Origin of the sequence: Microbispora sp. NBRC 16548, from assembly GCF_030268985.1 — a bacterium.
GTDB lineage: Bacteria > Actinomycetota > Actinomycetes > Streptosporangiales > Streptosporangiaceae > Microbispora > Microbispora catharanthi.
This window is the reverse complement of sequence record NZ_BSSF01000001.1, coordinates 767138-792792: the sequence shown is the minus strand read 5'-3', so window position 1 is coordinate 792792 and position 25655 is coordinate 767138. Positions and strand designations below refer to the sequence as shown.

Genomic DNA, 25655 nt, shown 5'->3' with positions numbered 1-25655 from the left:
CCGTACGCCTGGCATGATCGACGGCGAGGCCGGTGCCGCAGGTCGGCGAACGACGATCACTCAATCAGCAGGCGGCAGCTAAGGTTCCGGCGTTCTGCACGCGGTCCACCTTGATGTGGATGGCCTGACTGGCTGCCACCTTGGGGGCCTCCACAGGCTGTGCCGCTGCCGCCGGGGCTACCTTGAGCTGCGCCGCCCGGACCTCCGCGCTGATCTCAATGCTGTGATCGATCGCCAGTGCCGCGGTGAAGGTGCGCGAGCTCAGGATGTGGTTGAAGAGCCTCTGCAGATCCTCGCCCTTGGCCTTCCGGATAGCCTTGCGCTCGGCTCGGTCTATCTTCGCGTACGCCCAGATGTTCGCGTCCTTGGCGTGGCCTTCCAGGCACTCGAAGATGAAGTAGCTGCCACGCTGGTGAAGGATCCCTGCGAGTGGAATGTCGTAGTGGTTCAGCACCTTATCGATCTTGGTCGAGTCGGCCGGTCGCCAGGGCTCGGCACCGATACTCAGATGAATCTGATCACTCATCGTCACCCTCCCTCCACTCCGGATCTCCAAAGCAGGCGTTGAAGCGATCCCTGTCATCATCTGTCCACGGACGCTTCGAGTCTAGATTCTCCACCGAAACGCGAACCAGGTTCCACGAGTTCGGGGTGAACCTGACGCGAAATAACGCCTCCCGGGGGGTTCCCGCTGTCGCGTATCTCACACCCTCACCGGGGGCGGCGGCCGACCGCCTGTTCGGAAAGCAGCGGACGGCTTCATCGACTGTCAGCTTGCCACGCATCAAAGAGACGGCGTTCGCCACCTGCGGTTTTACCGGTTCATCCTTAAATGGCCGACCTTTGACGGGGCGGTCTCTATTGCCGTACTGAGTGAGGATCTCTTCGTCTCCGATCCTCTCTCCACGCCTGAACAGTCGCATGAGGAGAGATGTTAAAGCCAGGCCGGAGCACCTGTAATCAGGGCAACACTTTCTGCGATTAAGTGCAGCTCACAGCGATCCAAAATGGTGGGGAATTGCCACATTTGAACCATCGGTCGCATATTAGCCTATATAAGAACCTGCTCCTTCCTGCATTAATGCCGTATAAGCATGAACAGGCGGCGTGTCACCACGCGAGAGCATGCTTGAGCCGTGTGGCGGCGGCCACGGCGGGCCACAGGCGGGTGGCCAGGTTCCTGGCGAGGATGCCGCCTCGCGTCGCGGGAGCGAGAAGCGCCGACGCCTGCGCGACGTTGCGCTGCTTGGGGTCCACCAGGCGCCGGTGCGCCGCCTCGTACCGCAGGAAGGCCGCCGCGGGGTCGCCGGAGTGGGCGGCCAGTGCCTCGGCGAGGGTGAACGCCCCCGCCATGGCCAGGGTGGAACCGTCCCCGAACAGCGACACGCAGGACGCGGCGTCGCCGAGGAGCGCGACGCGGCCCTTCCACCACCGGGGCAGGCGCACCTGGCTGACGGAGTCGAAGTAGAGGTCGCCGGCGGTGCGTACGTGGTCGAGCAGTTCCGGCGCCCGCCAGGACACGTCCGCGAAGGCGTCGATCAGCATCCGCCTGTGCTGCTCGGTGTCGCGGTGGTCGAACCCCGGCGCCGCCGGGCTGCGGTAGAGGAAGAACGCGCCTGCGGGCCGGGGGTTGACGGCGATCGCCTTGCCGGGCGTGTTGTGCATGAGAATGTCCCGGCCCGCTCCGGCCGCCCCGTCGGGGAGCGGCGTCGTCGCGACGTACAGGCCCATGTGGCGCACGAGCCCGCTCTGCGGCGTCCCCGTCTCCTGGCCGAACGTCAGGCGCCGCGTCACCGAGTGCAGGCCGTCGGCTCCGATCACCAGGTCGAAGCGGCGGGGGGCGGCGCGCTCGAAGGCGACGTCCACCCCATGCTCGTCCTGGCCGAGCGCCGTGATGGAGTCGTCGAAGAGGAACTCGGCGTGGTCGCGGCTCGCCTCGTACAGGATCGACGCGAGGTCGCCGCGCGGCACCTCGACCTCGTCCGGCCGCTGCACGGCGCGCATGTCCATCCGGCCGACCCGCCTGCCCGCCGCGTCGACGAAGCTGACCCCCGTCGTGCCGGTGGCGGCCCGGCGCAGCCGGGGCATGACGCCCATTCGTTCCGCGACCGTGACGGCCGGCCCTCTGACGTCCACCGGGTTGCCGCTGGACCGGGGCTTCCCCCCGCGTTCCACGACCGTGACCCGGAATCCGTGCCTCGCCAGCCAGTAGGCCAGCGTCGGGCCCGCGATCCCGGCCCCCGAGATCAGCGCTGTGCTCATCACGTACCCCCTAACCGGAAGATTTTCCTCCGCATAAGCGACGGTATCCTAACCGGAGGAAAATCGTCCAGATCCTTCGCGAGGTGGCAGTGGAGAAGGGGCTGCGCGCCGACGCGCGCCGCAACCGGGACCTGATCGTCGCCGCGGCCCAGGAGCTGTTCCTGGAGCAGGGCGTCGACGTGCCGCTGGAGGAGGTCGCCCGCCGGGCCGGCGTGGGCGTCGGCACGCTCTACCGCCGCTTCCCCGACAGGGACGCGCTCCTCCGGGCGGTCGGCGAGGAGAGCCTGCGCCGGCTTGTGGACCTGGCGGAGACGGCCTGGCACGAGGAGCCGGACGCCTGGCACGCGTTGTGCCGTTTCCTGCGCGGCTCGGTGGCCCTGCGGCTGGGCGTGCTGCCGGCCAAGCTCGAACCGCACCTGCACCAGCGGATGCGCGTCGGCCCGGATCTGCACGAGATGCGGCAGCGGGTGATCGTCGCCGTCCTGCGGATGATCGAACGGGCGCAGGCGGACGGCGTGCTGCGCGCCGACGTCGGCCCCGGCGACATCGCCCTGCTGATGACCCTGGACGTGTACACGCCACCGGGCATGCACAACGAGCAGGCCATGGGACGCGTGGTGGAGATCATGCTGGACGGCCTGCGCGCCGACGCGGAGTCGCCCCTCCCCGGAGCTCCGCTCGGCGAGGACGACCTGCGCCACTACACGGCCGTAAAGCTCCCGCCCACCGAGTGATGCTCGGGAGCCTTGTTTCCGCTGCTAGCGTTCCGAATTGGCGGGAGGAGACGGCGTGCTCGTGATCCACGCGGCCTGCGACGGCGGGCGGCTCGCACTCCAGGTGAGGGAAACGGCGTGATCGTGATCCACGCCGCCTGGAACGGCGGGAGACTCGTGCTCTGGGCGGAGGAGACGGCCGGCGCGGAGCCGGTGGCCTCCCACGCCGAGGTGCGCCCTCACCCCTTCGCCGCTCCGGCGAGCACCCTCGCCGCGGAGCTGCCGCGCTGGGGGGACGCCGCGGCCGAGGCGGCGGGCAAGGCCGTGTCCGGCGAGGCGGTGCTGCTGCTGCCGAGTTCGGCGACGAGTCCCCTCCCCTCGCCGGAGACCGGTCTGCGGATCATCGCGCGCCGGGCGAGGATCAGCCCGTGGCGGGTGCCCGCGCTGCTGGTCGAGCCGGGGCCCGCGCTGCGGCTGCTGACCGGGGCGTTCGAGCCGCCGCCCGCCGCCGGGCCGTCCCTGCGCTATCTCACGGTCGTCGCCGCCCACGCCCGTGACCTGGTGCGGCGCGGCCGGGTGCTGCCCCAGCTCGTCGCCGAGGACGGCGGCTACGCGGCGCGCTGGCGGCCGGTGTTGACCGGCGCGCACGCCGACCGCGTCCGCGAGCTCGCCGCCGCCATGCCGCCGGCCTGCCGGGCCGTGGGAGAAGAGCGGCCGTCCGCCCATGTGCTGATCGAGGCGCTGGCGGGTCTGGCCGACGCCGCCGTACGGCAGGCGCTGCCCGAGCGCCTGCTCGGCGGGCACCGGCCCGGGCCGCGCAGTCCCCTGGCCGACCGGTGGACGGTGGCGCTCACCGGGGACACCGCGGCCCTTCCCGGCGCGCGCCGGGAGGAGGCGGAGGCGCTGGCCCGGCCGCTGGAGGACTGGTTCAGGGCGGCCCACCAGCTCGACGGCCCGGTCAAGGTGTGCTTCCGCCTCGTCGAGCCCCTCCTGGCCGAGGAGCAGCCCGGCCACGAGGCGGGCGCAGGGGCGTGGCGGGTGGAGTTCGCCCTCCAGTCGGCCGAGGACCCGAGCCTCTACGTGCCCGCTCCCCTCGTCTGGGCGGGCGAGAGCATGCCCGGCCTGCCCGGGCGGCCGGACGAGACGCTGCTCGCCGGCCTGGGCCGGGCGGCGCGTCTCTACCCGACGATCGACCACGCGCTCCGGGAGGCCCGGCCGACGCACGTCGGCCTCGACGTGGAGGGGGCCTTCCATTTCCTCCGGCACGCCGCGCCCCTCCTCCAGTCGGCCGGGTTCGGCGTGCAGCTGCCCGCGTGGGCGGGGCGCACCCGGCTCGGCCTGAAGCTCACCGCACGGTCCCGCTCCGGACCCGGCGCCGCCGCCGACCAGGGGTTCGGGCTGGCGCAGCTCGTGGACTTCCGGGCCGAGCTGGCCGTCGGCGACGAGACGATCAGCGAGGCGGAGCTGGCCGATCTGGCCCGGCTCAAGGTGCCATTGGTCCGGCTGCGGGGGCAGTGGGTCGAGCTGGACGCCCGGCAGCTCGGGGCCGCGCTCAAGGCGGTGGAGCGCCGCGGTTCGGACCGGATGACGATCGGCGAGGTCATCCAGGAGGTGGTCCACGGCGGGGACGACGAGCTGCCGCTCGTCGAGGTGGACGCCGACGGCCTGCTCGGCGACCTGCTGTCCGGCGAGGCCGACCGCCGTCTCGAACCCGTGGCGACCCCGGCCGCCTTCCACGGCACGCTGCGGCCCTACCAGGAACGCGGCCTTGCCTGGCTCAGCTTCATGTCCCGGATCGGACTCGGCGGCATCCTCGCCGACGATATGGGACTCGGTAAGTGCCTGATGCCAGATTCACCGGTTTTCGTGAATGGCGCGCTTACCCCTGCGGCCGATATCTGGCAGAACTACGCCGCTGACATCCTCTCCGAGGAGGGCGGTGAGTGGGCCACCCCGTTGTCTCCGCTCTTCACCAATGCGATCGACGCCAAAGGTCGGATGGTGCAGGCCCCATTCACTCGTCTGTACCGCCAGCATGTGCGGGAACGGCTTCGCCGAGTCCGTCTGGACGATGGCAGCGAGATCACGATCACCAGGCGGCACCGCCTGCTCGGCGTCAACGGGTGGACCCGTGACATCCGGTCCGGCGACCGAATCTGCGTACCCCGTCGCATCCGTTGGGATGGAGAGCCGGTCGATCCCGACCTCACCGTTCTCCTGGCGTGGCAGATAAGCGAGGGCCACGAGAATCGCAAGGCGGATCTGCGAATAACCCAGAAAAACCGTGCCGTTCTCGACGCACTCCATGAGCGGGTCCTCCGGATCGGCACCCGCTTCGGGCTGTTCGTGAACAAGCCGACTGTACGACCTACAAGGAATGTTCACGAGTTGCGCCTGTGCAGCGTCGACTATGCCGCGTTCCTTTCCGCCCGAGGCTACAAGTGGGGCTGCCTGTCCGCCGCGAAGCGCATTCCTGATTTCATCATGGCCGCTGACGATGACACGGCCCGGCTTTTCCTCAGGGAGTTCTTCACGGCCGAAGGCAGTGTCGTCGCGGGAATGCGGATGATCGAGATCGCGTCCGCCTCGCGCTGGCTCATGTCCCAGCTGAGCATGATGCTCCGCCGTTTCGGGATCTGGCTGCGGACGACTGAGAAGATGAAGGCGGCCACCAACGGCACTGGAATCAGGCGGCCGTATCAAATCGGCATGATCGGCGGTCCCGGGGTTCGGCTGTTCCGAGATCTCATCGGGTTCTCCGACCCGGTGAAGCAAGCCAAATTGGACGGCGTCTGCGCGAAGCCGGCCAACTCGAATGTGGAGGGCGTACCCGGCAGCGATCTTCTGTTACTCGCTCGGGCGTCCACCGGCCTTCCCATGCGTCATTTCGGTGTCGGTACCGTCTACTTCACAGGGACCCAGGAGCTTTCCCCGAAGAGCGCGGCCATGGCGGTTCAGGCGATGGACCGAATGTTGTCCGGCGCAGCGGAACGCGAACATCTGACGCAACCGGAGAATCGATGGACCGGGAAGGTCGCTGCCGCCTATCGCGCCTTGGATCGGGATGCATTGCGCGCCATCCGTGATGAGCTCGTCATGCGCGCGGAGCGTGAGGTCTTCTACGCGCGAGTCGTCTCGGTGGAAGAGATCGATTACGAGGGATACGTCTATGACTTCGAGGTGGCGGAGCACCACAACTTCGTCGCCGGGAACGTCCTTTGCCACAACACAGCCCAAACCCTTTCGTTGCTGGTGAATGAGCGGGAGCAGGAAGAGCAGGTGGGGGCGACGCTGCTGGTGTGCCCGATGTCGCTGCTCAGCAACTGGCAGAAGGAGGCGGCCCGCTTCGCGCCCTCGCTGGACGTCTACCTCCATCACGGCACGAGCCGCCTGCGCGACGAGGAGCTGGCCGAGCGGGTCGGCGTGGCCGACCTCGTCCTCACTACGTACGGCACGGCGTTGCGCGACCGGGACGCCCTGGCCCGGTTCAGCTGGTCCCGGATCGTCTGCGACGAGGCCCAGGCCATCAAGAACGCCGCCGCCCGGCAGGCTCAGGCGGTGCGCTCGCTCCCGGCGCGAACGAGGCTGGCGCTGACCGGCACCCCGGTCGAGAACCATCTGGCCGAGCTGTGGTCGATCATGGAGTTCTGCAATCCCGGCCTGCTCGGATCGGCGAGGGCCTTCCGCGACCGCTACCAGGAGCCGATCGAACGGCGGGGCGACGAGGTGGCCACAACCGCGCTCAAGCGGGCCACCGGCCCGTTCGTGCTCCGGCGCCTGAAGACCGACAAAACGATCATCTCCGACCTTCCGGACAAGATGGAGATGAAGGTCTGGTGCACGCTCACCCCCGAGCAGGCGAGCCTCTACCAGGCGGTGGTCGAGGACATGATGGACAGGATCGCCGGCAGCGAGGGCATCGAGCGGCGCGGGAACGTCCTGGCCGCGATGACCAGGCTCAAGCAGGTCTGCAACCATCCCGCCCACCTGCTCAAGGACGGCTCCCGGCTGACCGGCCGGTCGGGGAAGCTGGCCCGGCTGGAGGAGCTGGCCGAGGAGATCCTCAGCGAGGGCGACAAGGCGCTGGTCTTCACGCAGTACGCCGAGTTCGGCTCGATGCTGCAGCCCTATCTGGCGGCCCGCCTCGACCGCCCGGTGCTGTGGCTGCACGGCGGGCTGCCGAAGAAGACGCGCGACGCGCTGGTCGAGCGGTTCCAGACCGAGGACGAGCCGATGATCTTCCTGCTGTCGCTCAAGGCCGCCGGCACCGGGCTCAACCTCACCGCCGCCAACCACGTCGTGCACGTGGACCGGTGGTGGAACCCGGCCGTGGAGAACCAGGCCACCGACCGGGCGTTCCGCATCGGCCAGACCCGCAACGTGCAGGTCAGGAAGTTCATCTGCGCGGGGACCCTGGAGGAGCGGATCGACGAGATGATCGAGCGCAAGAAGGCCCTGGCCGAAAGCGTCGTCGGGACGGGCGAGGACTGGATCGCCGGGCTGTCCACGGCGGAGCTGCGCGAGCTGTTCCGCCTGTCCCCCGAGGCGGTGAGCTGAATGCCGGTCGGGCGGGACGGCTGGTTCGAGGCCGCGCGGCCCATCAGGGTCGAGGGCGGCATCAAGGCGCGCTCGAAGCGGGGCTCCATCGGCGAGCAATGGTGGTCGCGGCGGTTCATCGACATCCTGGAGCGCGTCTGCGACGCGGGCAGGCTGAGCCGGGGGCGGGCCTACGCGCGCCGGGGCCAGGTGCTCGACCTCGACCTCGGTCCCGGCCTGGTGAAGGCCCGGGTGCAGGGCTCGCGCCCGGAGCCGTACGACGTGAGCGTGCGGATCACGGCGTACGGCGCGCGGGAGTGGGCGGGGCTGGTCGAGGCGCTCGCCGCGCAGGCCCTCCACCGGGCCAAGCTGCTCGCCGGGGAGATGCCGCCGGAGATCGAGGACGTCTTCTCCGGGTGCGGGCTTCCGCTGTTCCCCGGCGAGCGCGGCCTGGACATGGCCTGCTCCTGTCCCGACTGGGGCTTTCCGTGCAAGCACCTGTCGGCCGTGCTCTACCTGCTGGCCGAGGCGTTCGACGGCGACCCGTTCCTGGTGCTGGCCTGGCGGGGCATGGGCAGGGAGGTGCTGCTCGACGCCCTCCGCGCCACCGGCGGAGGCGGCCACGGCGGCGACGTTCAGGGTGGCCGCGTTCAGGGTGGCCTCGTTCACGGTGGGTCCGGCGGCGGCATACCCGAGCTGCTCGACGTGGCCGACGTTCCGTTCGCCGAGCGGATCGGCGACTTCTACGAGTCCGGCGCCTCACCGGCCCGCCTCGGCCCGCCGGCCGACCCCGGGTCGCCTCCCGACCTGCTGCTGCGCGCGCTGGACCCGCCGCAGGTCAAGGCCAGGCACATCCCGCTCCTCGACCTGCTGCGGCCCGCGTACCGGACTCTCGCGGCCGAGGAGAACGAGTAGGGATCAGGTGTCCTCGAAGCTCTGCGGAACCATCACCCGGACGCCGTTCGGGATGGTCCTGAGCACGAGCGGGGTGCGCAGCCGCACCTCGCCGTCGATGTCGGCCGCCATCGGCGGGTCGGTCTCCAGCAGCATCTCCTGGCCGGTCACGAACGGCCCGCCCGCGAGGCTGGTCCACCTGCCGGTGGTCGCCCGCACGAGGGTCTCCCCGAGCAGGCGCAGCCGCTTGCCGGAGCCGAGCTGGTAGGCCACCAGCTTGCGGTTGTCGATGCTGACGTCCCTGGCGATCTGCCAGCCGCCGTGGAAGCGGCCGTTGGCGATGTTGAGCTGGTGGGTCAGCAGCTCGTGGCGCTTGCCGTCCACCGTGATGTAGGCGCGGAACGGCCGGTGCCTCGGCAGGATCGTGATCGCGGTCAGCGGGTAGGCCGCCCGGCCGAGCATCCGCTTGAGCCACGGCTTCACGGTGCCCGCCACCTCGACCGAGACGCCGAAGCTCGCGAGGTTGGCGAAGGGCCGGTCGCCGCAGATCCCGAGGTCGATGTCGGCCACCTTGCCCTCGGTGAACACGCCGATCGCCCCGGCCAGGTCGAGCGGCAGCCCCAGGCTGCGGGCGAAGTTGTTGGTGGTGCCCAGCGGCAGCACGCCGAGGGCGACGTCGCGGCCCGCCACGTGCCTGACCGAGCTGCTCAGCGTGCCGTCGCCGCCGCCGACGACGAGCAGGTCGGGGCCGGAGTCGAGCGCGCGGGTCAGGATGTCGCGCAGCCGCGAGGGGTCGGTCACGGGGTGGACGCCGGTGAGCCGGAAGTCCCGCTCCTTCAGCAGCCGCAGCACCTCGGCGTAGTGGCGGCGGCCTCGCCGGGACTTGGTGTTCACGACGACGGCTGCCTTCCGCTCCCGGTGGATGGCCGCCGTGTGATCCGCCTTGCTCCGCACGCTCACATGCTAGGGGCCGCCGGGCGCGGGCGCGCATTCCACGAAAGGCGGGCATGAGTGTGCCCGGCTGCCGTCCGGAGCGGACGGCGGCCGGGCACGGGGACCGCAGGGTTTTACAACCCGGTGGCGGTTACTTCTTGGCCGGGGTGACCTGGACGATCGCGCCCAGGTTGGCCGGCAGCGGGCTGATCAGCTTGATCTGCACGCCGAGCTGCTTGCCCTCGTCGCCGGGGTTGCCGGTGCCGAGGATCGCGCCGCCGATGTCGGTGCCGTACAGCTCCGTCGCCGGGGTGCCGTCCGCGTGGACGATCCTGGTCGAGTACGGCTGGTTGTCCTTGGACGGGACGACGGCAGAGGAGTCACGCTGGCGGTAGTAGAGGCTGTCGTCGCGGACCTCCAGGCCGGGGTACCAGCCCTTGGCGTCCGTGAACGTCGACACCGCGGCCTGCTTGCCGAACGAGGTGCAGTACTCCGTGAACGGCTCGCCCTCGACGCACTCCTTGAACGGGTAGGTGCCGACGAAGTTGAACGCCGCGTTGGACGACTGCGGACGGGACGGGAGGTTCTTCAGGACCGACGGGTCCTTCTCCGCCGCCGCACCCGTACGGCGCAGCGGGTCGAAGTGCGAGTCCACGATGAGCAGCTCGCCCTTCGGGCCCACCGACGGCAGGTCGAACGTGCGGCCCGAGACGTCGTTGTTGGCAACCGAGGTGTCGCGGTACCACACGAGCAGGCCGGGGGCGTTGTACTTGACCTTCTCGACCTTCCACGCGCCGTCGCGCAGCCAGGTCGTGTCGTAGGCGTACTGCAGGCCCTTGTCGAACCCGTCGAAGTTGCGCCACTCGGCCAGGTAGTACTGCGCCGCCTGCTCCTGACCGGAGTGGATGACCCAGCCGGCGCCGCTGGAGTCGGTGAACGTGCCCTTGGTGGCCGTCCAGCCGTTGGCGCCGCCCTCGACGTCGTCGGTCCAGACCGCGGTGGCGCCGTTGTTCAGCGAGAAGTCGTCGTTGAACCAGCCGCGCTGCACGGACGCCGCGTCCGTGGCGTAGCGCAGGCGGATCTGGACGGACTTGCCCGCGAACGGCGCGAGGTCGACGTACAGGTGGTGCCAGCCGCCGCTCTCACCGGTGAGGCCGTACTTCTTGTTGCCGTAGTCCTTCAGGCGGCCGTTGGGGTCGGTGTAGTCGTCGCCGGTGCTGGCGAGGCTGCCGTCCTCGTTGTAGATCTTCTGCTCGGTCCAGGTGGTGCCGCCGTCGGCGGAGATCTCGAAGAAGCCGAAGTCCCAGTCGGCCTCGATGCCCCAGTCGCTCCACCACCAGAACTTCGCGTCCGGTCCGGCGGGGACTTCGACGGTCCTGCTCAGCTTGTTGTCGGCCCAGTCCTGGTCGCTGTTGGACCACCACAGGTTCGCCCCGCTGTGCGGGGTGGACATGATGTTCTGCTTCTCCGGCAGGTTGATCCGGACGCCGTCCTCGGTGCCCTTCGGCGTACGCGAGGTCTGGCCGACCGCCACGAGCTGGTTCTTGCCGCCCGGCTCGATGACCTTGGGGTTGGCCCAGCCGAGCACCCACTTGTCCCACAGGCCCATGTGGGTGGGCAGGGACTGGAAGATCGGCCCGGAGTGCGAGCCGCTCGACATCAGGTCCCAGAAGTCGACGTCGGAGTCGCCGGCGCCGGTGGTGTCGTACAGGTCCGGCAGGCCGAGGTCGTGGCCATACTCGTGGGCGAACACACCCACGCCGGAGTCCTCCGGCTGCAGGATGTAGTTGGAGATCTTCACGCTCGTGCCCGGCACCGTGTAGCCGCCGGCCACGTCGCTGGAGTGGGCCCACAGGGCGAGCGTGCCCTCGGCCCCGCCGCCGCCCGACTTGTCCTCGCCGGCGTGGATCAGCACGAGGTGGTCGACGACGCCGTCGGGCTCGTCGTAGTTGCCGTCGCCGTCGGCGTCGGAGGTGTCCTCCACGTCGTAGTCCGCCCACGGGAAGTTCGGGTTCGACTTCACGAGCGCGTCGACCGCGTCGACCGCGAGCTGGGCGGCGCCGCGCGGGTTGTCCGGGTGGCCGGTCATGTCCTGCGGGTAGGTGTGGCACTTGCCCGCGCCGTACCACGCCTCGGAGTGCGGGACCTTGATCCAGCCGACGGCCTCACCGGTGACGGTGTAGGCGCCCTTCGACATCTCCTCGTACATGTTCTTCATGGTGGAGCCGGAGATGTCGATGCCCTTCTTGCCGTCCCGGGGGTCGGTCAGGTCCGGGCGGACCCGGGTCGTGATCCCCTTGGAGGTGTAGAGCATGTTGTTGTAGTGGGCCGTGTTGAAGTCGGCCACCCACATGGAGTTGTTGTCCTTGCCCCCACCGCCGGCGGTCGCGGGGTCGGGGATCTTGTTGTGCAGCGGGCCGTTCAGCTTGGTGCCCGGCGGCTCGGTCACGCAGTCGTCGACGTCGTCGATCGTCTTCGGGTGGGACCAGCCGGAGAAGTCGTCGTTGGCCTGGTCGTTGAACTCGACCAGCAGCGTGAGGAGCTTGGCGGTGCGGGTCGTCTTCGCCTTCTTGTAGATGAAGTCGAAGGGGTTCTTCCCGGTTCTGATCGCCTGCTTCTCGTGCTTGGCCAGCACCCGTGCCGCGACCGGGTTGCCGCTCGCGAACTTGTGGTCGACGGCCTGCGCCAGGGCCGCGGTGCGCTTGGCGCCCTTGGCCGGGACCTTCTCCTCGGTGGTGGTGAAGTCGCCCTGCACACGCGGCGGCGCGTAGTTGATGTAGTGGTCCTTGGCGGAGGGCTGGTAGCCCGCCGTGGGCGCCGCAGCCGCACCGGCCGCGGCCAGACCTCCTGCCGCCAGCCCGAGCGCGGGCACGATCGCGGCGAGACGCCGGATTCTTCTGGACAACGAGATCCCTTCCCGTCCGGGTTCCCCGGACACCCATGCACGGCGCGCCGGGATGAGCGCGCATGCGGGACCTTAAACGAGGGGGTAAAGGGGGGGTAAAGAGGCAACCGGTATGGTTGTCAAAATGTGATCTGTACCGAAAACCGTTAATAATTCCGGATGAGACCCGATACCGAACCGTGCCGTAAAGTCCAAACGTGAACGAGCTGACCTCCGCGCTCGCCGCGGCGCTGCCGGACGGGCGAGTCCTCACCGATCCCGACGTCATGGACTCGTACGCCAGGGACCGCACGTTCGTGCCGCCGGGCAGGCCGCTCGGCGTGGTGCTCGCGCAGTCGCGCGACGACGTCGTGGCCACGATGCGCTGGGCGAGCGAGCACCGCGTGCCGGTGGTCCCGCGCGGCGCGGGCACCGGGCTCGCCGGCGGGGCGACGGCCGTCGACGGCTGCGTCGTCCTGTCCCTCGCGCGGATGACGGCGATCCGCGAACTGTCGCCGCAGGACGAGATCGCGGTCGTGGAGCCCGGTGTGATCACCGCCGACCTCGACCGGGCGGCCCGCGAGCACGGCCTGATGTACGCCCCCGACCCCTCGTCGTACGAGATCTCGACCATCGGCGGCAACCTGGCGACCAACGCGGGCGGCCTGCGGTGCGTGAAGTACGGCGTGACCCGCGACTCCACGCTCGGGCTCGAGGTCGTGCTGGCGGACGGGCGGGTGCTGAACACCGGCCAGCGGACGATGAAGGGCGTGACCGGCTACGACCTGACCGGCCTGTTCGTCGGCTCGGAGGGCACGCTCGGCGTGATCACCGCCGCGACCGTGCGGCTGCGGCGGGCGCCGCGCGAGATGGCCACGGTCGCCGCCGAGTTCACCTCCCTGCGTGACGCCGCGGCGGCCGTGTCGGCGATCGTCGCCGCGGGCTGCCAGCCGTCGATGCTCGAACTGATGGACCGCACGACCCTGCAGGCCATCGACGAGTGGAAGAACATCGGGCTGGAGCCGTCCACCAGGGCGATGCTCATCGCCCAGGCGGAGGGCTCGGCCGACGAGATGGCGGCGCTGTGCGGGGCCGCGTCGTTCGTCGCGGTGTCGTCCACGCCGGAGGAGGCCGCCGAGCTCATCGGCATCAGGCGCCTGGCCTACCAGGCCAAGGAGCGGCTGGGCCAGTGCCTGGTGGAGGACGTGTGCGTGCCCCGCTCCGTGCTTCCCGAGATGATCACCACGATCGAGGAGGTCGCGGCCCGGCACGGCGTGATGATCGCGACGGTCGCCCACGCGGGGGACGGCAACGTGCACCCGGTGTTCGTGTTCGACCGCGGCCTCGCCGAGCCGCCGGAGGAGGTCTGGACCGCGGCCGACGAGGTCTTCCGCGCCGCCCTCGACCTCGGCGGGACGCTCACCGGCGAGCACGGCGTGGGCCTGCTGAAGAAGCGCTGGCTCGGCCTGGAGACCGGCCCGGTGGCGGCCGAACTGCACCAGGGCATCAAGCAGGTGTTCGACCCGCTGAACATCCTCAACCCCGGTAAGGCGATCTGACCACTGGTAGCGTTTGGTCCCATTGTCAGGTTGCGTGTTAATCGGGGGCGATGGTGGCGTTAGAGGCTGGGGATCCCGACCGCCTGGGCCCGTTCACGCTCGTCGACCGGCTCGGGGAGGGCGGCCAGGGGGTCGTCTTCCTCGGGCGCGGCCCGGCGGGCGAGCAGGTCGCGGTCAAGTTGCTGCACACCCGGCTGACGGCCGATCCCGAGGCACGGGAGCGGTTCCTGCGCGAGGTCGCGCTGGCGCAGCGGGTCGCGCCCTTCTGCACGGCCCCCGTCCTGTACGCCGACCTCGCGGGCAACCAGCCGTTCATCGTCAGCGAGTTCGTGTCCGGGCCGTCGCTGCGGCAGCTCGTCGACCGGGAGGGCCCGCGCAGGGGCGCCGCGCTCGAACGGCTCGCCATCAGCACGGCGACGGCGCTGGCCGCCATCCACCGGGCGGGCATCACCCATCGCGACTTCAAGCCGGCCAACGTCCTGATGGGCCCCGAGGGCCCGGTCGTCATCGACTTCGGGGTAGCCAGGGCGCCCGACTCGCCCCAGTCCACCGCGACCGGCGCGTCCATCGGCACACCCGCCTACCTGGCCCCCGAGGTGCTCTCCGGCGGCACGGCGGGCGGGTCCGCCGACATGTTCGCCTGGGGCGTCACGATGGTGTTCGCCGCCACCGGCAGGCCCGCCTTCGGAGCGGACTCGATCCCCTCGGTGATCACCCGGATCCTGCACTCGCAGCCCGACCTGGGCGACCTCGCGTCGCCCCTGCGGGACATCGTCGCCGCGTGCCTGTCGAAGGACCCCGCGCTGCGTCCCTCGGCCGAGGACGTGGTCGCGCGGCTCACCGGGCAGCCCACCGTGCCCGTACGGCCCGCCGCCGCGGCCGGGCCGCAGGCACCCGGGCCGCAGGCACCCGGGCCGGGACCGCACGGCGCCGCACCCCATGCCCCCATGCCGGGACCCGGGCCGCACGCGCCGGGCCCGCCCGCACCGGGGCCGCGGGGCGCCGGAGCGCCCGCACCGCCCGTACGGCGCGGGCCCGGCCCCGACGGGTCGCGACCGCGGCGGCCGGTGCTGACGTGGACGGCGGCCGGTGTCGGGGTGTCGGTCCTCGCGGCGGCGGCCTTCCTCGTGCCGACGTGGGTGTCCGCCCAGCAGATCTCCTCGGAGGACCCCCTCGGTCCCACCGCGTCGCCCACGGTGACGCCCATCGTGGCGCAGTCCCAGGACGACGACGTGCCCATCCCGCAGCCGTCCGATCTGGTCACCAACCCCGTGCGGCCGAAAGACAGGAAGCCCTCGCCGAGTCCCTCGGCACGCCGGCCGAGCGTGGGACCGAAGCCGGCCGCCTCCCCCACGCGCACCCGCCAGGCACAGCCGTCGCCCTCCCACCCGGTCCCGACCCAGGTCAAGCCCACTCCCAAGGTCACCACGCCGGCGCAGACCACGCCGGCGCCCGCGAAGACCACTCCGGCTCCGGCGAAGACCACGACGGCGCCCAAGCCCAGCGCGACGGCGAAGGCCACCCCGACGCAGACCGCGGCGCCCAAGCCCAACCCGTACACCGCCAAGGGCGTGTGCGGCGGCGGCTACGCCGTCGTCGACTCGCACTCCTACGGGCAGGCGACGACATACCTGCTCTACAACGCGTCCAACGGCTACAACTGCGTGATCACCATGTCGAAGTACGTCGTGCCCGGAAAGATCAAGATGAGCGCGGTACTCAAGGTCCAGAACGGCTCGTCGAAGACCGACTCCGGCAGCTACACGACCTACGCCGGGCCGATCCGGCTGCCGGCCAAGGGCAAGTGCGTCATCTGGGGCGGCGGCTACGGCACCGCCGCCTGGAGCAGTGCGTGGTCACACTGCGGCTGACGCGAAAGGCGTTGGTGCTGGTTCGGGTCGGGGTTGATTCGGCCGGGGCCGACCCGGAGCCGGACCCGGCTCGTTGACGTGACGGCGGCTCACCACGGAGGATCATCAGGTGACAGAACTCGGTTCGGTGGTGCCATGACGGTGCTCGTCAGCCGGCTGGACACCTCCAGCGGCGAGTACGGAACGCGGCGCGAGGCCATGCTGGCGAAGCTCGCCGAGCTCGAGGCCGAGCACGCCAAGGCCGTCGCCGGAGGCGGGCCCAAGTATGTCCAACGGCACCGGGAGCGCGGCAAGCTGCTCCCCCGCGAGCGGATCGAACTGCTCGTCGACCCCGACTCGCCGTTCCTGGAGCTGTCCCCGCTGGCGGCCTGGGGCACCGAGTATCCCGTCGGCGCGAGCGTCGTGACCGGCATCGGGGTGATCGAGGGCGTCGAGTGCGTCGTCACGGCCAGCGACCCGACAGTGCGCGGCGGCGCGTCCAACCCCTGGACGCTGCGCAAGACGCTGCGCGCCGCCGAGATCGCGCTGCGCAACCGGATGCCGTACGTGAACCTGGTGGAGTCGGGCGGCGCGGACCTGCCGTCGCAGAAGGACATCTTCATCCCCGGTGGCCAGGTCTTCCGCGACCTGACCCGGCTGTCGGCCGAAGGCGTCCCGACGATCGCGCTGGTCTTCGGCAACGCCACCGCGGGCGGCGCGTACGTGCCGGGCCTGAGCGACCACGTCGTCATGGTGCGGGAGCGGGCCAAGGTGTTCCTCGGCGGCCCGCCCCTGGTGAAGATGGCGACCGGCGAGGAGTCCGACGACGAGTCGCTGGGCGGCGCGGAGATGCACGCGCGGGCCTCCGGGCTGGCCGACCACCTCGCCACCGACGAGTACGACGCGCTGCGGATCGGCCGCCGCATCGTGCGGCGGCTCAACCGGCGCAAGAGCGGGAACGTTCCCGCCCCCGGCTACGCGGCTCCGCTGTACGACGAGGACGAACTGCTGGGGATCGTGCCGGAGGACCTGAAGGTCCCCTTCGACCCCCGCGAGGTCCTGGCCCGGGTGGTGGACGGCAGCGACTTCGACGAGTTCAAGCCGCTCTACGGGCCGAGCCTGGTCACCGGGTGGGCGAGCGTCCACGGCCACCCGGTCGGGGTCCTCGCCAACGCCAGCGGCGTGCTGTTCGGCGCGGAGTCCCAGAAGGCCGCCCAGTTCATCCAGCTCGCGAACCAGTCGCGTACGCCGCTGGTCTTCCTGCAGAACACCACGGGGTACATGGTCGGCAGGGAGTACGAGCAGAGCGGCATCATCAAGCACGGCGCGCTGATGATCAACGCGGTGGCCAACTCGACCGTGCCGCACATCACGATCGTCATGGGCGCCTCCTACGGCGCGGGCAACTACGGCATGTGCGGGCGGGCCTACGACCCCCGCTTCCTGTTCAGCTGGCCGAGCGCCAAGTCGGCCGTCATGGGGCCGGCCCAGCTCGCGGGCGTCATGTCGATCGTGGGCCGGGCCGCCGCCCAGGCGCGGGGGCAGGTCTACGACGAGGAGGCCGACTCGGCGATGCGCGCGGCGGTCGAGGCGCAGATCGAGTCGGAGTCGGCGGCGTTCTTCCTGTCCGGCCGGCTGTACGACGACGGGGTCATCGACCCCCGCGACACCCGTACGGTGCTCGGGCTGTGCCTGTCGGCGGTGGCGGGAGCGCCGGACGCCGGCCGGGCCGGCTACGGCGTCTTCCGGATGTGACCGGCATGCTCATCGGCACCGTGTTCATCAGCACCGTGTTCATCAGCACCGTGTTCACGCAGATCGGCGGGGGTGAGGGGTCATGATCGGGCGGCTGCTGGTCGCGAACCGCGGGGAGATCGCCCGCCGGGTCTTCCGCACCTGCCGGGAGCTGGGAATCGAGACCGTCGCCGTCTTCACCGACGCCGACGCGTCCGCCCCGCACACCGCCGAGGCCGACCAGGCCGTACGGCTGGGCGCCCCCCTGGCGTACCTCGACCCGGAGCGGATCGTCGAGGCGGCCCGCAGGTCGGGAGCCGACGCGGTCCATCCCGGATACGGCTTCCTGTCGGAGAACCCCGGCTTCGCCCGCGCGGTGCTGGACGCCGGGCTGACCTGGATCGGCCCCTCCCCCGAGGCCGTCGCCGCGATGGGCAAGAAGATCGAGGCCAAGGCGCTGATGGCGGAGGCCGGCGTGCCGGTCCTGCCGACCATCCCGCTGTCCCCGGACGGCCCAGTGGGCCCGGTGGAGATAGCGGCTCCCGTGCTGGTCAAGGCGTCGGCGGGCGGCGGCGGGCGCGGCATGCGGGTGGTGCGCGATCCGGCCGATCTGGCCGGGGCCGTCGAGTCGGCCCGGCGGGAGGCGCTGTCGGCCTTCGGCGACGGGACGCTGTTCGCCGAGCCGCTACTGGAGGGCGCCCGCCACATCGAGGTGCAGATCCTCGCCGACGCCCACGGCACGGTCTGGGCGCTCGGTGAGCGCGAGTGCTCGATCCAGCGCCGCCACCAGAAGGTGATCGAGGAGGCCCCCTCTCCCGCGGTCACCCCCGAACTGCGCCGCGAGCTGAGCGAGGCGGCGATCCGGGCCGCCCGCGCGATCGGCTACCAGGGCGCGGGCACCGTCGAGTTCCTGCTGTCGGACGAGGGCTTCTTCTTCCTGGAGATGAACACCCGCCTCCAGGTGGAGCACCCGGTCACCGAGTGCGTCTACGGGGTGGACCTTGTCCGGCTGCAGATCGAGGTGGCCGAGGGCGCCCATCTCGCCGCGCTGCCGCCGAGCCCGGTCGGTCACGCGATCGAGGCCCGCCTGTACGCGGAGGACTCCGGAGGCCGCCCGCAGAGCGGCGTGCTGCACCGTTTCGAGATCCCCGGCGTGGACGGCGAGTTCGGACTCGGGGCACGGCTGCGGCTCGACTCGGGAGTGCTCTCCGGGTCGGAGGTGGGCGTCCACTACGACCCGATGCTGGCCAAGGTCGTCTCGTACGGCCGGGACCGGGCGGAGGCGGCCCGGCGGCTGGCGGACGCGCTCGCGCGGGCGCGCATCCACGGGCTGACGACCAACCGCGACCTGCTCGTGGGAGTGCTGCGGCACCCGGACTTCCTGTCCGGGGCGCTCGACACCGGCTTCCTCGACCGGCATCCCGCACCGGCCCCGCTCGCCGGTCCCGAGGCCGTACGGCTGTCCGCGCTCGCGGCGGCGCTGGCCGGGGCGGCGGCCGGCCGCGCGGCCGCCCGGCGCGACGGCGTGCTGGGCGGGCTGCCGAGCGGCTGGCGCAACGTCCCGTCCCAGCCGCAACAAGCGGTGTTCTCCGCCGAGGACGGCGGACGCCTGGAGGTCGCCTACCGGCTGACCAGGGACGGGCTACGGGCCGACGGCTTCGAGGACGTCACGCTCGTGGCGGCGGAACCCGGCCGGGTGGTGCTGGAGACGGCGGGCCTGCGGCACGCCTTCGAGGTGGCCGCCTACCCCGGCATGCACCCGGGCATGGTGCATGTCGACTCCCCGCTCGGTCCGGTGCGGCTCACCCCGGTCGAGCGGCTGCCCGAACCGGCCGCGCGCGTGACGCCGGGAGCACTGCCCGCCCCGATGCCGGGTACGGTCCTGCGTGTCGAGGTCAAGCCCGGTGACATGGTCGAGGCCGGGCAGCCGGTGGTCGTGCTGGAGGCGATGAAGATGGAGCACCTGATCGTGTCCCCCGCCTCGGGCACGGTGGCCGCGGTGCACGTGACGCCGGGCGCGCAGGTCGAGGCGGGCGTGCCGCTCGCCGTCATCGAGCCGTCGCCGCCGCGGGAACCGGACGGTGGCCCGCACCCGGAAGGCACCGGAACGGAGCCCGCGACGGAGCCCGGGACCGCGGCCGGCCCAGCGGCCGGCACAGCGGCCGGTGCGGGTTCGGACCCGGATCGCGGCGCGGATCCGGGCACGCACGGCGGCCCAGAAATCGGCGCGGAGATCGGCCCAGAAATCGGCAGGGAGATCGGCGCGGATCCGGGCGGGGAGGCGAGCCGGCCGTGAGCGAACCCCAGGAGGTGCTGGTACGCCGGGAGCAGGCGGGCGGCGTGGCCACGATCACGCTCGACTCGCCGCACAACCGCAACGCCCTGTCGTCCCGGCTGCTGCGGCAGCTCGACGACGCCCTGTCGTGGGCGCTGGACGAGCCCGCCGTACGGGTCGTCGTGCTCACCGGCGCGGGGCCGGTGTTCTGCGCGGGCGCCGACCTGAAGGAGCAGCGCGGCGGCGGGGCGCCGGTCACCGCGTCGTTCCCCGACATCTTGCTGCGGATCTGGGAGAGCCCGAAGCCGGTCGTGTGCCGTCTGAACGGAACGGCGCGAGCGGGCGGCCTCGGCCTGGTGGCGGCCTGCGACTTCGCCGTCGCCCCGGCGACCGCGTCGTTCGCCTTCACCGAGGTGCGGCTCGGGGTGGTCCCCGCCATGATCGCGGTCACCTGCCTGCGGCGCCTGGAGCCCCGGGCCGCGGCCGAGTATTTCCTCACCGGAGAGGTCTTCAGCGCCGAACGCGCGGTGGAGATCGGCCTGCTGACCCGGGCCGTCCCGGAGGAGGACCTCGACGCGACCGTGGCGCACTACACCGGCATGCTGCTGCGCGGCGGCCCCGAGGCGCTGTCGATCACCAAGCGGCTCGTGCGGGAGGTGCCGCTGCTGCCGGTCGAGGAGGGGTTCCGCGCGATGGCCGCGCTGTCGGCCGAGCGCTTCACCTCGGAGGAGGGGCAGGAGGGCATCCGGGCCTTCGCGGAGAAACGGCCCGCCGCCTGGGTGCCCGCCGAGACCCCGGCCGGAGACGCGGGACGATGACGGCGGAGGCCGGACGGCCGGGACCGATGCGGGTCGCGAACTGCGGCGGCTTCTACGGCGACCGGCTGTCGGCCGCCGAGGAGATGGTCGAGGGCGGGCCGATCGACGTGCTGACGGGCGACTGGCTGGCCGAGCTCACCATGTCGATCCTCGCCGGCAACCGGCTCAAGGGCCGCCCCGGCTACGCGCGTACGTTCCTCACGCAGATGGAGCAGGTCCTCGGCACCTGCCTCGACCGGGGCATCAGAGTCGTCGCCAACGCGGGCGGCCTCGATCCGGCCGGCTGCGCCGAGGCGGTCTCGGCCCTGGCCGACCGGCTCGGGCTGCACGCGGCCGTCGCCCACGTCACCGGCGACGACCTCATGCCACTCGCCGAACCGCCGGTCAACGCGGACACCGGCGAGACCCTGCGGGCGGCCCCGCTCACCGCCAACGCCTACCTCGGCGGCCGGCCGATCGCCGTGGCGCTGGAGCACGGCGCGGACGTCGTCGTGACCGGGCGGGTCACCGACGCGGCGCTGGTCACCGGGCCCGGCATGTGGTGGTTCGGCTGGGATCCGGGCGATCTCGACCCGCTGGCCGGTTCCGTCGTCGCCGGGCATGTGATCGAGTGCGGCTGCCAGGCGACCGGCGGCAACTACGCCTTCTTCGGAGAGGTGCCGGACCTCGCCCACTGCGGCTTCCCCATCGCCGAGTTGTACGCCGACGGGTCGAGCGTGATCACCAAGCACCCCGGCACCGGCGGGCTGGTCTCGACCGGGACCGTGACCGCGCAACTGCTGTACGAGATCGCCTCGCCCCGCTACCTCGGACCGGACGTGACCGCCCGGTTCGACACCGTCCGGCTGGAGCAGGAGGGCCCCGACCGGGTCAGGATCACGGGCGTGCGCGGCGAACCGCCTCCGGACACGCTGAAGGTCGCCGTCACCTACCTCGGCGGCCACCGCAACACGATGACGCTCGTGCTGACCGGCCTCGACATCGCGGCCAAGGCCCGGATCGCGCAGGAGGCGATCTGGGCCCGTGTCCCCCGCGAGTCGTTCGAGCAGGTCCACGTGGAACTCACCCCCCTCGGCGCGGGCGACGCCGGGACCGCGTTGCTGCGGATCACGGTCATGGATCCCGATCCGCGCAGGGCGGGGCGGGCGTTCTCCTCCGCCGTCGTGGAGACCGGCCTGGCGAGCTATCCCGGCTTCTACGGTCTGACGCCGCCCGGCGACGCCTCCCCCTACGGGGTCTACTGGCCCTCGTCGGTCGACGCGCGGGCCGTGCTCCCGGTGGTGACCGTGGACGGAGTCCGCGTCGAGGTGCCGCACGTGCCGCCGTCCGGCCCGGTGCTGGGCGAGCAGGCGGGCGGGCCGCCGCCCGGCGACGCGGTCGGCGCCGCGATTCCACCGTACGCCGGGGATCTGGCGGCCGGGCCGGTCGCGCCGCTCGGCACGGTCGCCGGCGCCCGCTCGGGCGACAAGGGCGGCGACGCCAACCTCGGCGTCTGGGTGCGCGACCCCGCCCGGTATCCGTGGCTCGCGGCGTTCCTGACCGTGGACCGGCTCAGGGAACTGCTGCCGGAGGTCGGCGACCTCCCGATCGAGCGGTTCGCGCTGCCGAACCTGCACGCGCTGAACTTCGTCGTCCACGGGCTCCTGGGCAGAGGCGTGGCGGCCAGCCCGCTCCTGGACGCCCAGGCGAAGGCGCTCGGCGAGCGTCTTCGCGCCGTGTGCGTGCCCGTTCCCCCATGACTAGGATTGCGCCCGACCGCCGCCAATCGGGAGAGAAGGACATGCGATTGCGCTTTCTCGGCTCCACGTCGGAGGCGGGGGCCTGCCCCTCCCTCTACGAGACCGACCGCGGCACGATAGTCGTGCAGGGCCTGGAGGTCGTGGACCGCGAGGCCCGCGCCGACCTGCGCCATGTGCTCGACGGGGAGACCGCGGTCGAGGTGCCGAGGGAACTCCTCGTCGAGATCGCCCGGCGGGTCTTGCCTGATCACGACTGATGGCCGCCCTCTGGCGTGATCCGGCGTGCCGGGTCTACGTTGGTCCGCACCACGGCCGGAGGTGGGCATGAGCGGTTTCCATCAGGCCCGCATGGACCTGGGAGCCCAGCTACGCCGGTTGCGGGAGAACGCCCGCCTGTCCGGGAAGGACCTCGCCGAGCGGCTGCGCTGGCAGCCGTCGAAGGTCTCGCGGATCGAGAACGCCCGCCAGACGGCCACCGAGGACGACGTGGCGGCGTGGGGGAAGGCGGTGGACGCCGATCCGCAGGCGATCGACGGCCTGGTCCGGCAGGCGGCCGGGCTGCTGGAGCGGCAGGACTCCTGGCGGCAGCGGCATCGGAACGGCCTGGCCGCGCTGCAGGAGGACGTCCGCGACCTGGAGGCGCGTACCCGGCTGTTCCGGGCCTTCGAGCCGGGCGTGGTGATCGGTCTGCTACAGACCACCGAGTACGCCAGGCACATCTTCGGCAAGGTCAGGCGGGTGCATGAGTCCACCGACGACGTGGACGACGCCATCCGCGTCCGCATGCGGCGCCAGGAGATCCTGTACGACCCGGCCCGGCGGTTCCGGTTCGTCATGCCGGAGGCGGTGCTGCGTTACCGGCTCGCGCCGCCGGACGTGATGCGCGGCCAGCTCGACCGGCTGATCGCGGTGACCACGCTGCCGAACGTGGAGTTCGGGCTGCTGCCGTTCGAGGCGCAGTTGCCGTCCGCCCTGATGAACTCGTTCTGGATCTACGACGACTGCCTGGTCGGGGTGGCGACCAGGACCAGGGACCTGCTGCTTCGCGACTCCGAGGACGTCGCCTTCTACGCCCAGGCGTTCGAGGAGTTCTGCGAGGTGGCGGCCTTCCGCGACGACGCGAGGGCGCTGATCGTGCGCGCCCTCGACGACTACGCCCGGCCGCGCTGATCCGCCCGCCGTACGCTCACGGCGAGGTGCCGCCGGCGGGCCTGTGGGCCTTGAGCCGGTCAGAGCTCGGCGGCGAGCGAGCGAAACCCGGCGATCACCTCCGCGCCGCTGGGGGCGCGGTCGGGATCCACCAGCCATTGCAGCATCAGGCCGGTCAGCAGGGCGAGCGGCACCGAGCCGCCGAGTCCCTCCCGTCCCTCGCGCTGCCCCTTGGCGAGGTGTTCGCGCACCTCCGGTGACCGCTCGGCCTGCACCACGGCCTCGAGCTGGGCCACCCACAACGCCCGGTGGGTGGTGAAGCTGTCGATCAGCGCCTGCCAGCCCTCCTCGGGTTTGCCGGACGGGGCGCGAGAGGCGAGTTCCTGGGAGAGTTCGTCGACCGCTTCGACCAGGGCCTGGGTGAGCAGGGCGTCCTTGGAGCCGAAGTGGTAGCCGATGGCGGCATGGCTGACCCCGGCGGCAGCGGCGATGTCGCGGACGGTCGTGTGCGCCCAGCCGCGCTCGATCAGGCACCGCTTGGCACCGGCCAGCAGATCCTCTCGGTTTCCCATGCCGCGCAGCATACCCGACCTCTTGCCCAAATGGTTTATCCAAACGGTTTGACCAAATGGACAAACGCGGGCTACGGTCATGCCGTGACCACGACGAAGGTTCTGATCTCGGGTTCGAGCGTGGCCGGACCCGCCCTTGCCTACTTCCTGCACCGCGACGGCTACGACGTGACGGTGGTCGAGCGCGCGCCGGACCTGCGCGACAGCGGCTACGCCGTGGACTTCCGCGGCGCGGCCTTCGAGGTGCTGGAGGAGATGGGCATCCTCTCCGAGGTCCGCGAACACGACACGAAGATGGGCGGCACCGTCCTGGTCGACGAGGAGGGCGCCGAGATCGGGCGCCTGCCCGCCGAGGCGTTCGCCGGCGAACTGGAAGTGCCCAAGCGGGAGCTGACCCGCGTCCTGCACCGCATCACCGCCGGCGACGTGGCATACGTGTTCGACGACTCGATCAGCGCACTGACGCAGCACGAGTCTGGGGTCCACGGGTCTGGGATCCACGGGTCTGGGATCACGGTCGAGTTCGAACGCGGCGGCACCCGCGAGTTCGACCTGGTGTTCGGCGCTGACGGCGTGTATTCGAAGGTCAGGCAGCTGGCCTTCGGCCCCCATGCCGAGGCGCTGCGGCACCTGGGCCTCTCCGGTGCCGGCTTCAGCATCGCCAACCACCTCGGCCTGCGCCGCGGCGGGATCCTGCAGCACGGCAAGGACACAGCGATCTTCCTGCTCGGCACCGGCGACGCCGACCGGCTCACGGTCAGTCTGTCCTTCTCCACCGCCTCGCCCGCACTCGACAGGCGGCCCAGGCACGAGCAGGAGCAGGCGGTGCGCGCCGCCTTCGCCGGGCGCGGCTGGCAGGTGCCCCGCCTGCTGGAGGCGATGAGCGAGGCCGACGACTTCTACTTCTCCTCGACCTGCCAGGTCCATCTGGACCGCTGGTCGTCGGGCCGGATCGCGCTGGTCGGCGACGCGGGGTACTGCGCCGCGCCGACCAGCGGCATGGGCACCTCACAGGCGCTGATCGGCGCCCGGACGCTGGCACGCGCCCTGGCCTCGGCCGGCGGCGACCACGCGGCCGCCTTCGCCGCGTACGAGGCGGAGCTGCGGCCCTACGTCGCGGAGAACCAGGCGATCGGCCAGGAGACCGCGGCGACGATGTTCGGCGGCGGTGGAACCGGCCCCGCGGGCGCGCACAGCGCGTAGCGTCGCTCGTCCTGAACGTGCGCAGCCTGCCGTGCAGGTCACACACCTAGTCCCGCCTCACTCCACCTGTGGGCGTCCGTCACTTCCCCAGGGCGGTCTGCAGGTCCATGACGTGGTCCTGGGTCTGCTGGAGCAGCGGGCGCAGCGCCTCGGCCACGTCGCTCAGGCCGAGTTCCTGGGCCTGCTCCACGCGCTCGCGGTAGCGGCGCAACTGCTCCTGCTCCAGCTCCAGGTCGAGCCGGAGGGCGTCGGCGCCGTCGGTCGCCACCGGCACCTCGGGAACGCGGACGCTCGGGACGCCGCCGAGGAAGTCGATCTGCCCGGCCAGCGTGCTCGCGTGGTCGAGTTCCTGACCGAGGTGCTGCTTGAGCTCCTCGATGATCGACAGGTACTGCGCGCCCTTGATCGTGGCCGTGTGCTGCACGTACTGCACGATCGAGCGGTACTCGCTCTCCAGGTCCTCGTTGAGCAGGGCGATGAAGCCCTCGGTGTCCATGTGGGGTCGTCCTTTCGTCGGTCGGAAGTCCCATCACG

At 71.3% G+C, this 25655-nt stretch carries 19 protein-coding genes and 1 pseudogene; 13 read left to right on the top strand and 7 right to left on the bottom strand.

The genetic code is table 11. The annotated features are described in order from the left end of the window. Window positions 1–64: 64 nt before the first annotated feature. From QSK36_RS03510 to QSK36_RS03500, 3 genes are all read right to left on the bottom strand, one after another. Complete coding sequence (locus QSK36_RS03510) at window positions 65–526, bottom strand: hypothetical protein (RefSeq protein WP_183536622.1); 462 nt, start codon at window positions 524–526, stop codon at window positions 65–67. Next, window positions 519–923 (bottom strand): P-loop NTPase family protein, encoded by a 405-nt coding sequence (locus QSK36_RS03505; RefSeq protein WP_285781312.1) that lies wholly within the window; start codon window positions 921–923, stop codon window positions 519–521. Before QSK36_RS03505 ends, QSK36_RS03510 begins: the two co-directional genes overlap by 8 nt. A 187-nt stretch (window positions 924–1110) precedes the next feature. After that, complete coding sequence (locus tag QSK36_RS03500) at window positions 1111–2262, bottom strand: FAD-dependent monooxygenase (RefSeq protein ID WP_285781311.1); 1152 nt, start codon at window positions 2260–2262, stop codon at window positions 1111–1113. Between the two features lie 83 nt (window positions 2263–2345). Between QSK36_RS03500 and QSK36_RS03495 the strand changes: the two genes are divergently transcribed. From QSK36_RS03495 to QSK36_RS03480, 4 genes and pseudogenes are all read left to right on the top strand, one after another. After that, window positions 2346–2996: a TetR/AcrR family transcriptional regulator gene (locus QSK36_RS03495; protein ID WP_285781310.1), complete on the top strand. Its 651-nt coding sequence runs from the start codon at window positions 2346–2348 to the stop codon at window positions 2994–2996. Between the two features lie 657 nt (window positions 2997–3653). Continuing rightward, window positions 3654–4571: pseudogene (locus QSK36_RS43680) on the top strand (SNF2 helicase-associated domain-containing protein); the annotation flags it as partial. Then, window positions 4560–7532 carry an SNF2-related protein gene (locus QSK36_RS43675; protein WP_502883279.1) on the top strand — a complete coding sequence of 991 codons (2973 nt, stop codon included), beginning with the start codon at window positions 4560–4562 and terminating at the stop codon, window positions 7530–7532. The pseudogene QSK36_RS43680 and the gene QSK36_RS43675, both read left to right, overlap by 12 nt. After that, window positions 7533–8426 (top strand): SWIM zinc finger family protein, encoded by an 894-nt coding sequence (locus tag QSK36_RS03480; RefSeq protein ID WP_285781309.1) that lies wholly within the window; start codon window positions 7533–7535, stop codon window positions 8424–8426. Between the two features lie 3 nt (window positions 8427–8429). Here QSK36_RS03480 and QSK36_RS03475 read toward each other — a convergent pair whose 3' ends face one another. Beyond that, on the bottom strand, window positions 8430–9359 hold the full coding sequence (locus QSK36_RS03475) for a diacylglycerol/lipid kinase family protein (protein WP_183536611.1): 930 nt from the start codon (window positions 9357–9359) through the stop codon (window positions 8430–8432). A 130-nt stretch (window positions 9360–9489) separates the two neighbouring features. Next, the gene (locus tag QSK36_RS03470) at window positions 9490–12243 is read right to left on the bottom strand and encodes an immune inhibitor A domain-containing protein (protein WP_285781308.1); all 2754 of its coding nucleotides are present in this window, start codon (window positions 12241–12243) and stop codon (window positions 9490–9492) included. Window positions 12244–12440: 197 nt separating this feature from the next. Here QSK36_RS03470 and QSK36_RS03465 point away from each other — a divergent pair, with 197 nt between their 5' ends. The 8 genes from QSK36_RS03465 to QSK36_RS03430 all read left to right on the top strand — a co-directional run bounded on the left by QSK36_RS03465 (window position 12441) and on the right by QSK36_RS03430 (window position 23367). Next, window positions 12441–13781 (top strand): FAD-binding oxidoreductase, encoded by a 1341-nt coding sequence (locus QSK36_RS03465; RefSeq protein WP_502883276.1) that lies wholly within the window; start codon window positions 12441–12443, stop codon window positions 13779–13781. A gap of 50 nt (window positions 13782–13831) precedes the next feature. Next, window positions 13832–15652, top strand: a complete 1821-nt coding sequence (locus tag QSK36_RS03460; RefSeq protein ID WP_285781307.1) for a serine/threonine-protein kinase — start codon at window positions 13832–13834, stop codon at window positions 15650–15652. A 135-nt stretch (window positions 15653–15787) separates the two neighbouring features. Beyond that, the gene (locus QSK36_RS03455; protein WP_285781306.1) at window positions 15788–17386 is read left to right on the top strand and encodes an acyl-CoA carboxylase subunit beta; all 1599 of its coding nucleotides are present in this window, start codon (window positions 15788–15790) and stop codon (window positions 17384–17386) included. 82 nt (window positions 17387–17468) lie between these two features. After that, window positions 17469–19661, top strand: a complete 2193-nt coding sequence (locus QSK36_RS03450; protein WP_285781305.1) for an ATP-binding protein — start codon at window positions 17469–17471, stop codon at window positions 19659–19661. Further along, complete coding sequence (locus QSK36_RS03445; protein WP_285781304.1) at window positions 19658–20458, top strand: enoyl-CoA hydratase-related protein; 801 nt, start codon at window positions 19658–19660, stop codon at window positions 20456–20458. The genes QSK36_RS03450 and QSK36_RS03445 overlap by 4 nt, the downstream gene beginning before the upstream one ends. Beyond that, window positions 20455–22197, top strand: coding sequence for an acyclic terpene utilization AtuA family protein (locus QSK36_RS03440; RefSeq protein ID WP_285781303.1), 1743 nt, complete (start codon window positions 20455–20457; stop codon window positions 22195–22197). Before QSK36_RS03445 ends, QSK36_RS03440 begins: the two co-directional genes overlap by 4 nt. A 41-nt stretch (window positions 22198–22238) precedes the next feature. Next, a complete protein-coding gene (locus QSK36_RS03435; protein WP_139574895.1) occupies window positions 22239–22454 on the top strand; it encodes a hypothetical protein in 216 nt (71 codons plus the stop codon). Window positions 22455–22521: 67 nt separating this feature from the next. Then, window positions 22522–23367, top strand: coding sequence for a helix-turn-helix domain-containing protein (locus QSK36_RS03430; protein WP_285781302.1), 846 nt, complete (start codon window positions 22522–22524; stop codon window positions 23365–23367). 59 nt (window positions 23368–23426) lie between these two features. Here the strand turns inward: QSK36_RS03430 and QSK36_RS03425 are convergent, their stop codons facing one another. Next, window positions 23427–23918 carry a TetR/AcrR family transcriptional regulator gene (locus tag QSK36_RS03425; protein ID WP_285781301.1) on the bottom strand — a complete coding sequence of 164 codons (492 nt, stop codon included), beginning with the start codon at window positions 23916–23918 and terminating at the stop codon, window positions 23427–23429. Between the two features lie 84 nt (window positions 23919–24002). Here QSK36_RS03425 and QSK36_RS03420 point away from each other — a divergent pair, with 84 nt between their 5' ends. Beyond that, on the top strand, window positions 24003–25121 hold the full coding sequence (locus QSK36_RS03420; RefSeq protein WP_285781300.1) for an FAD-dependent monooxygenase: 1119 nt from the start codon (window positions 24003–24005) through the stop codon (window positions 25119–25121). A 79-nt stretch (window positions 25122–25200) separates the two neighbouring features. Here the strand turns inward: QSK36_RS03420 and QSK36_RS03415 are convergent, their stop codons facing one another. After that, entirely contained in the window at window positions 25201–25617 is a 417-nt protein-coding gene (locus tag QSK36_RS03415; protein WP_183537464.1) for a ferritin-like domain-containing protein, read from the bottom strand. Window positions 25618–25655: the final 38 nt, after the last annotated feature.

Bases quoted from the DNA above. Each gene is read 5' to 3' on its own strand.
- QSK36_RS03510 (WP_183536622.1), bottom strand. From the start codon at position 526: ATGAGTGATCAGATTCATCTGAGTATCGGTGCCGAGCCCTGGCGACCG.
- QSK36_RS03505 (WP_285781312.1), bottom strand. From the start codon at position 923: ATGCGACTGTTCAGGCGTGGAGAGAGGATCGGAGACGAAGAGATCCTC.
- QSK36_RS03500 (WP_285781311.1), bottom strand. From the start codon at position 2,262: ATGAGCACAGCGCTGATCTCGGGGGCCGGGATCGCGGGCCCGACGCTG.
- QSK36_RS43675 (WP_502883279.1), top strand. From the start codon at position 4,560: ATGACGATCGGCGAGGTCATCCAGGAGGTGGTCCACGGCGGGGACGAC.
- QSK36_RS03480 (WP_285781309.1), top strand. From the start codon at position 7,533: ATGCCGGTCGGGCGGGACGGCTGGTTCGAGGCCGCGCGGCCCATCAGG.
- QSK36_RS03460 (WP_285781307.1), top strand. From the start codon at position 13,832: ATGGTGGCGTTAGAGGCTGGGGATCCCGACCGCCTGGGCCCGTTCACG.
- QSK36_RS03455 (WP_285781306.1), top strand. From the start codon at position 15,788: ATGACGGTGCTCGTCAGCCGGCTGGACACCTCCAGCGGCGAGTACGGA.
- QSK36_RS03450 (WP_285781305.1), top strand. From the start codon at position 17,469: ATGATCGGGCGGCTGCTGGTCGCGAACCGCGGGGAGATCGCCCGCCGG.
- QSK36_RS03440 (WP_285781303.1), top strand. From the start codon at position 20,455: ATGACGGCGGAGGCCGGACGGCCGGGACCGATGCGGGTCGCGAACTGC.
- QSK36_RS03435 (WP_139574895.1), top strand. From the start codon at position 22,239: ATGCGATTGCGCTTTCTCGGCTCCACGTCGGAGGCGGGGGCCTGCCCC.
- QSK36_RS03430 (WP_285781302.1), top strand. From the start codon at position 22,522: ATGAGCGGTTTCCATCAGGCCCGCATGGACCTGGGAGCCCAGCTACGC.
- QSK36_RS03425 (WP_285781301.1), bottom strand. From the start codon at position 23,918: ATGGGAAACCGAGAGGATCTGCTGGCCGGTGCCAAGCGGTGCCTGATC.
- QSK36_RS03415 (WP_183537464.1), bottom strand. From the start codon at position 25,617: ATGGACACCGAGGGCTTCATCGCCCTGCTCAACGAGGACCTGGAGAGC.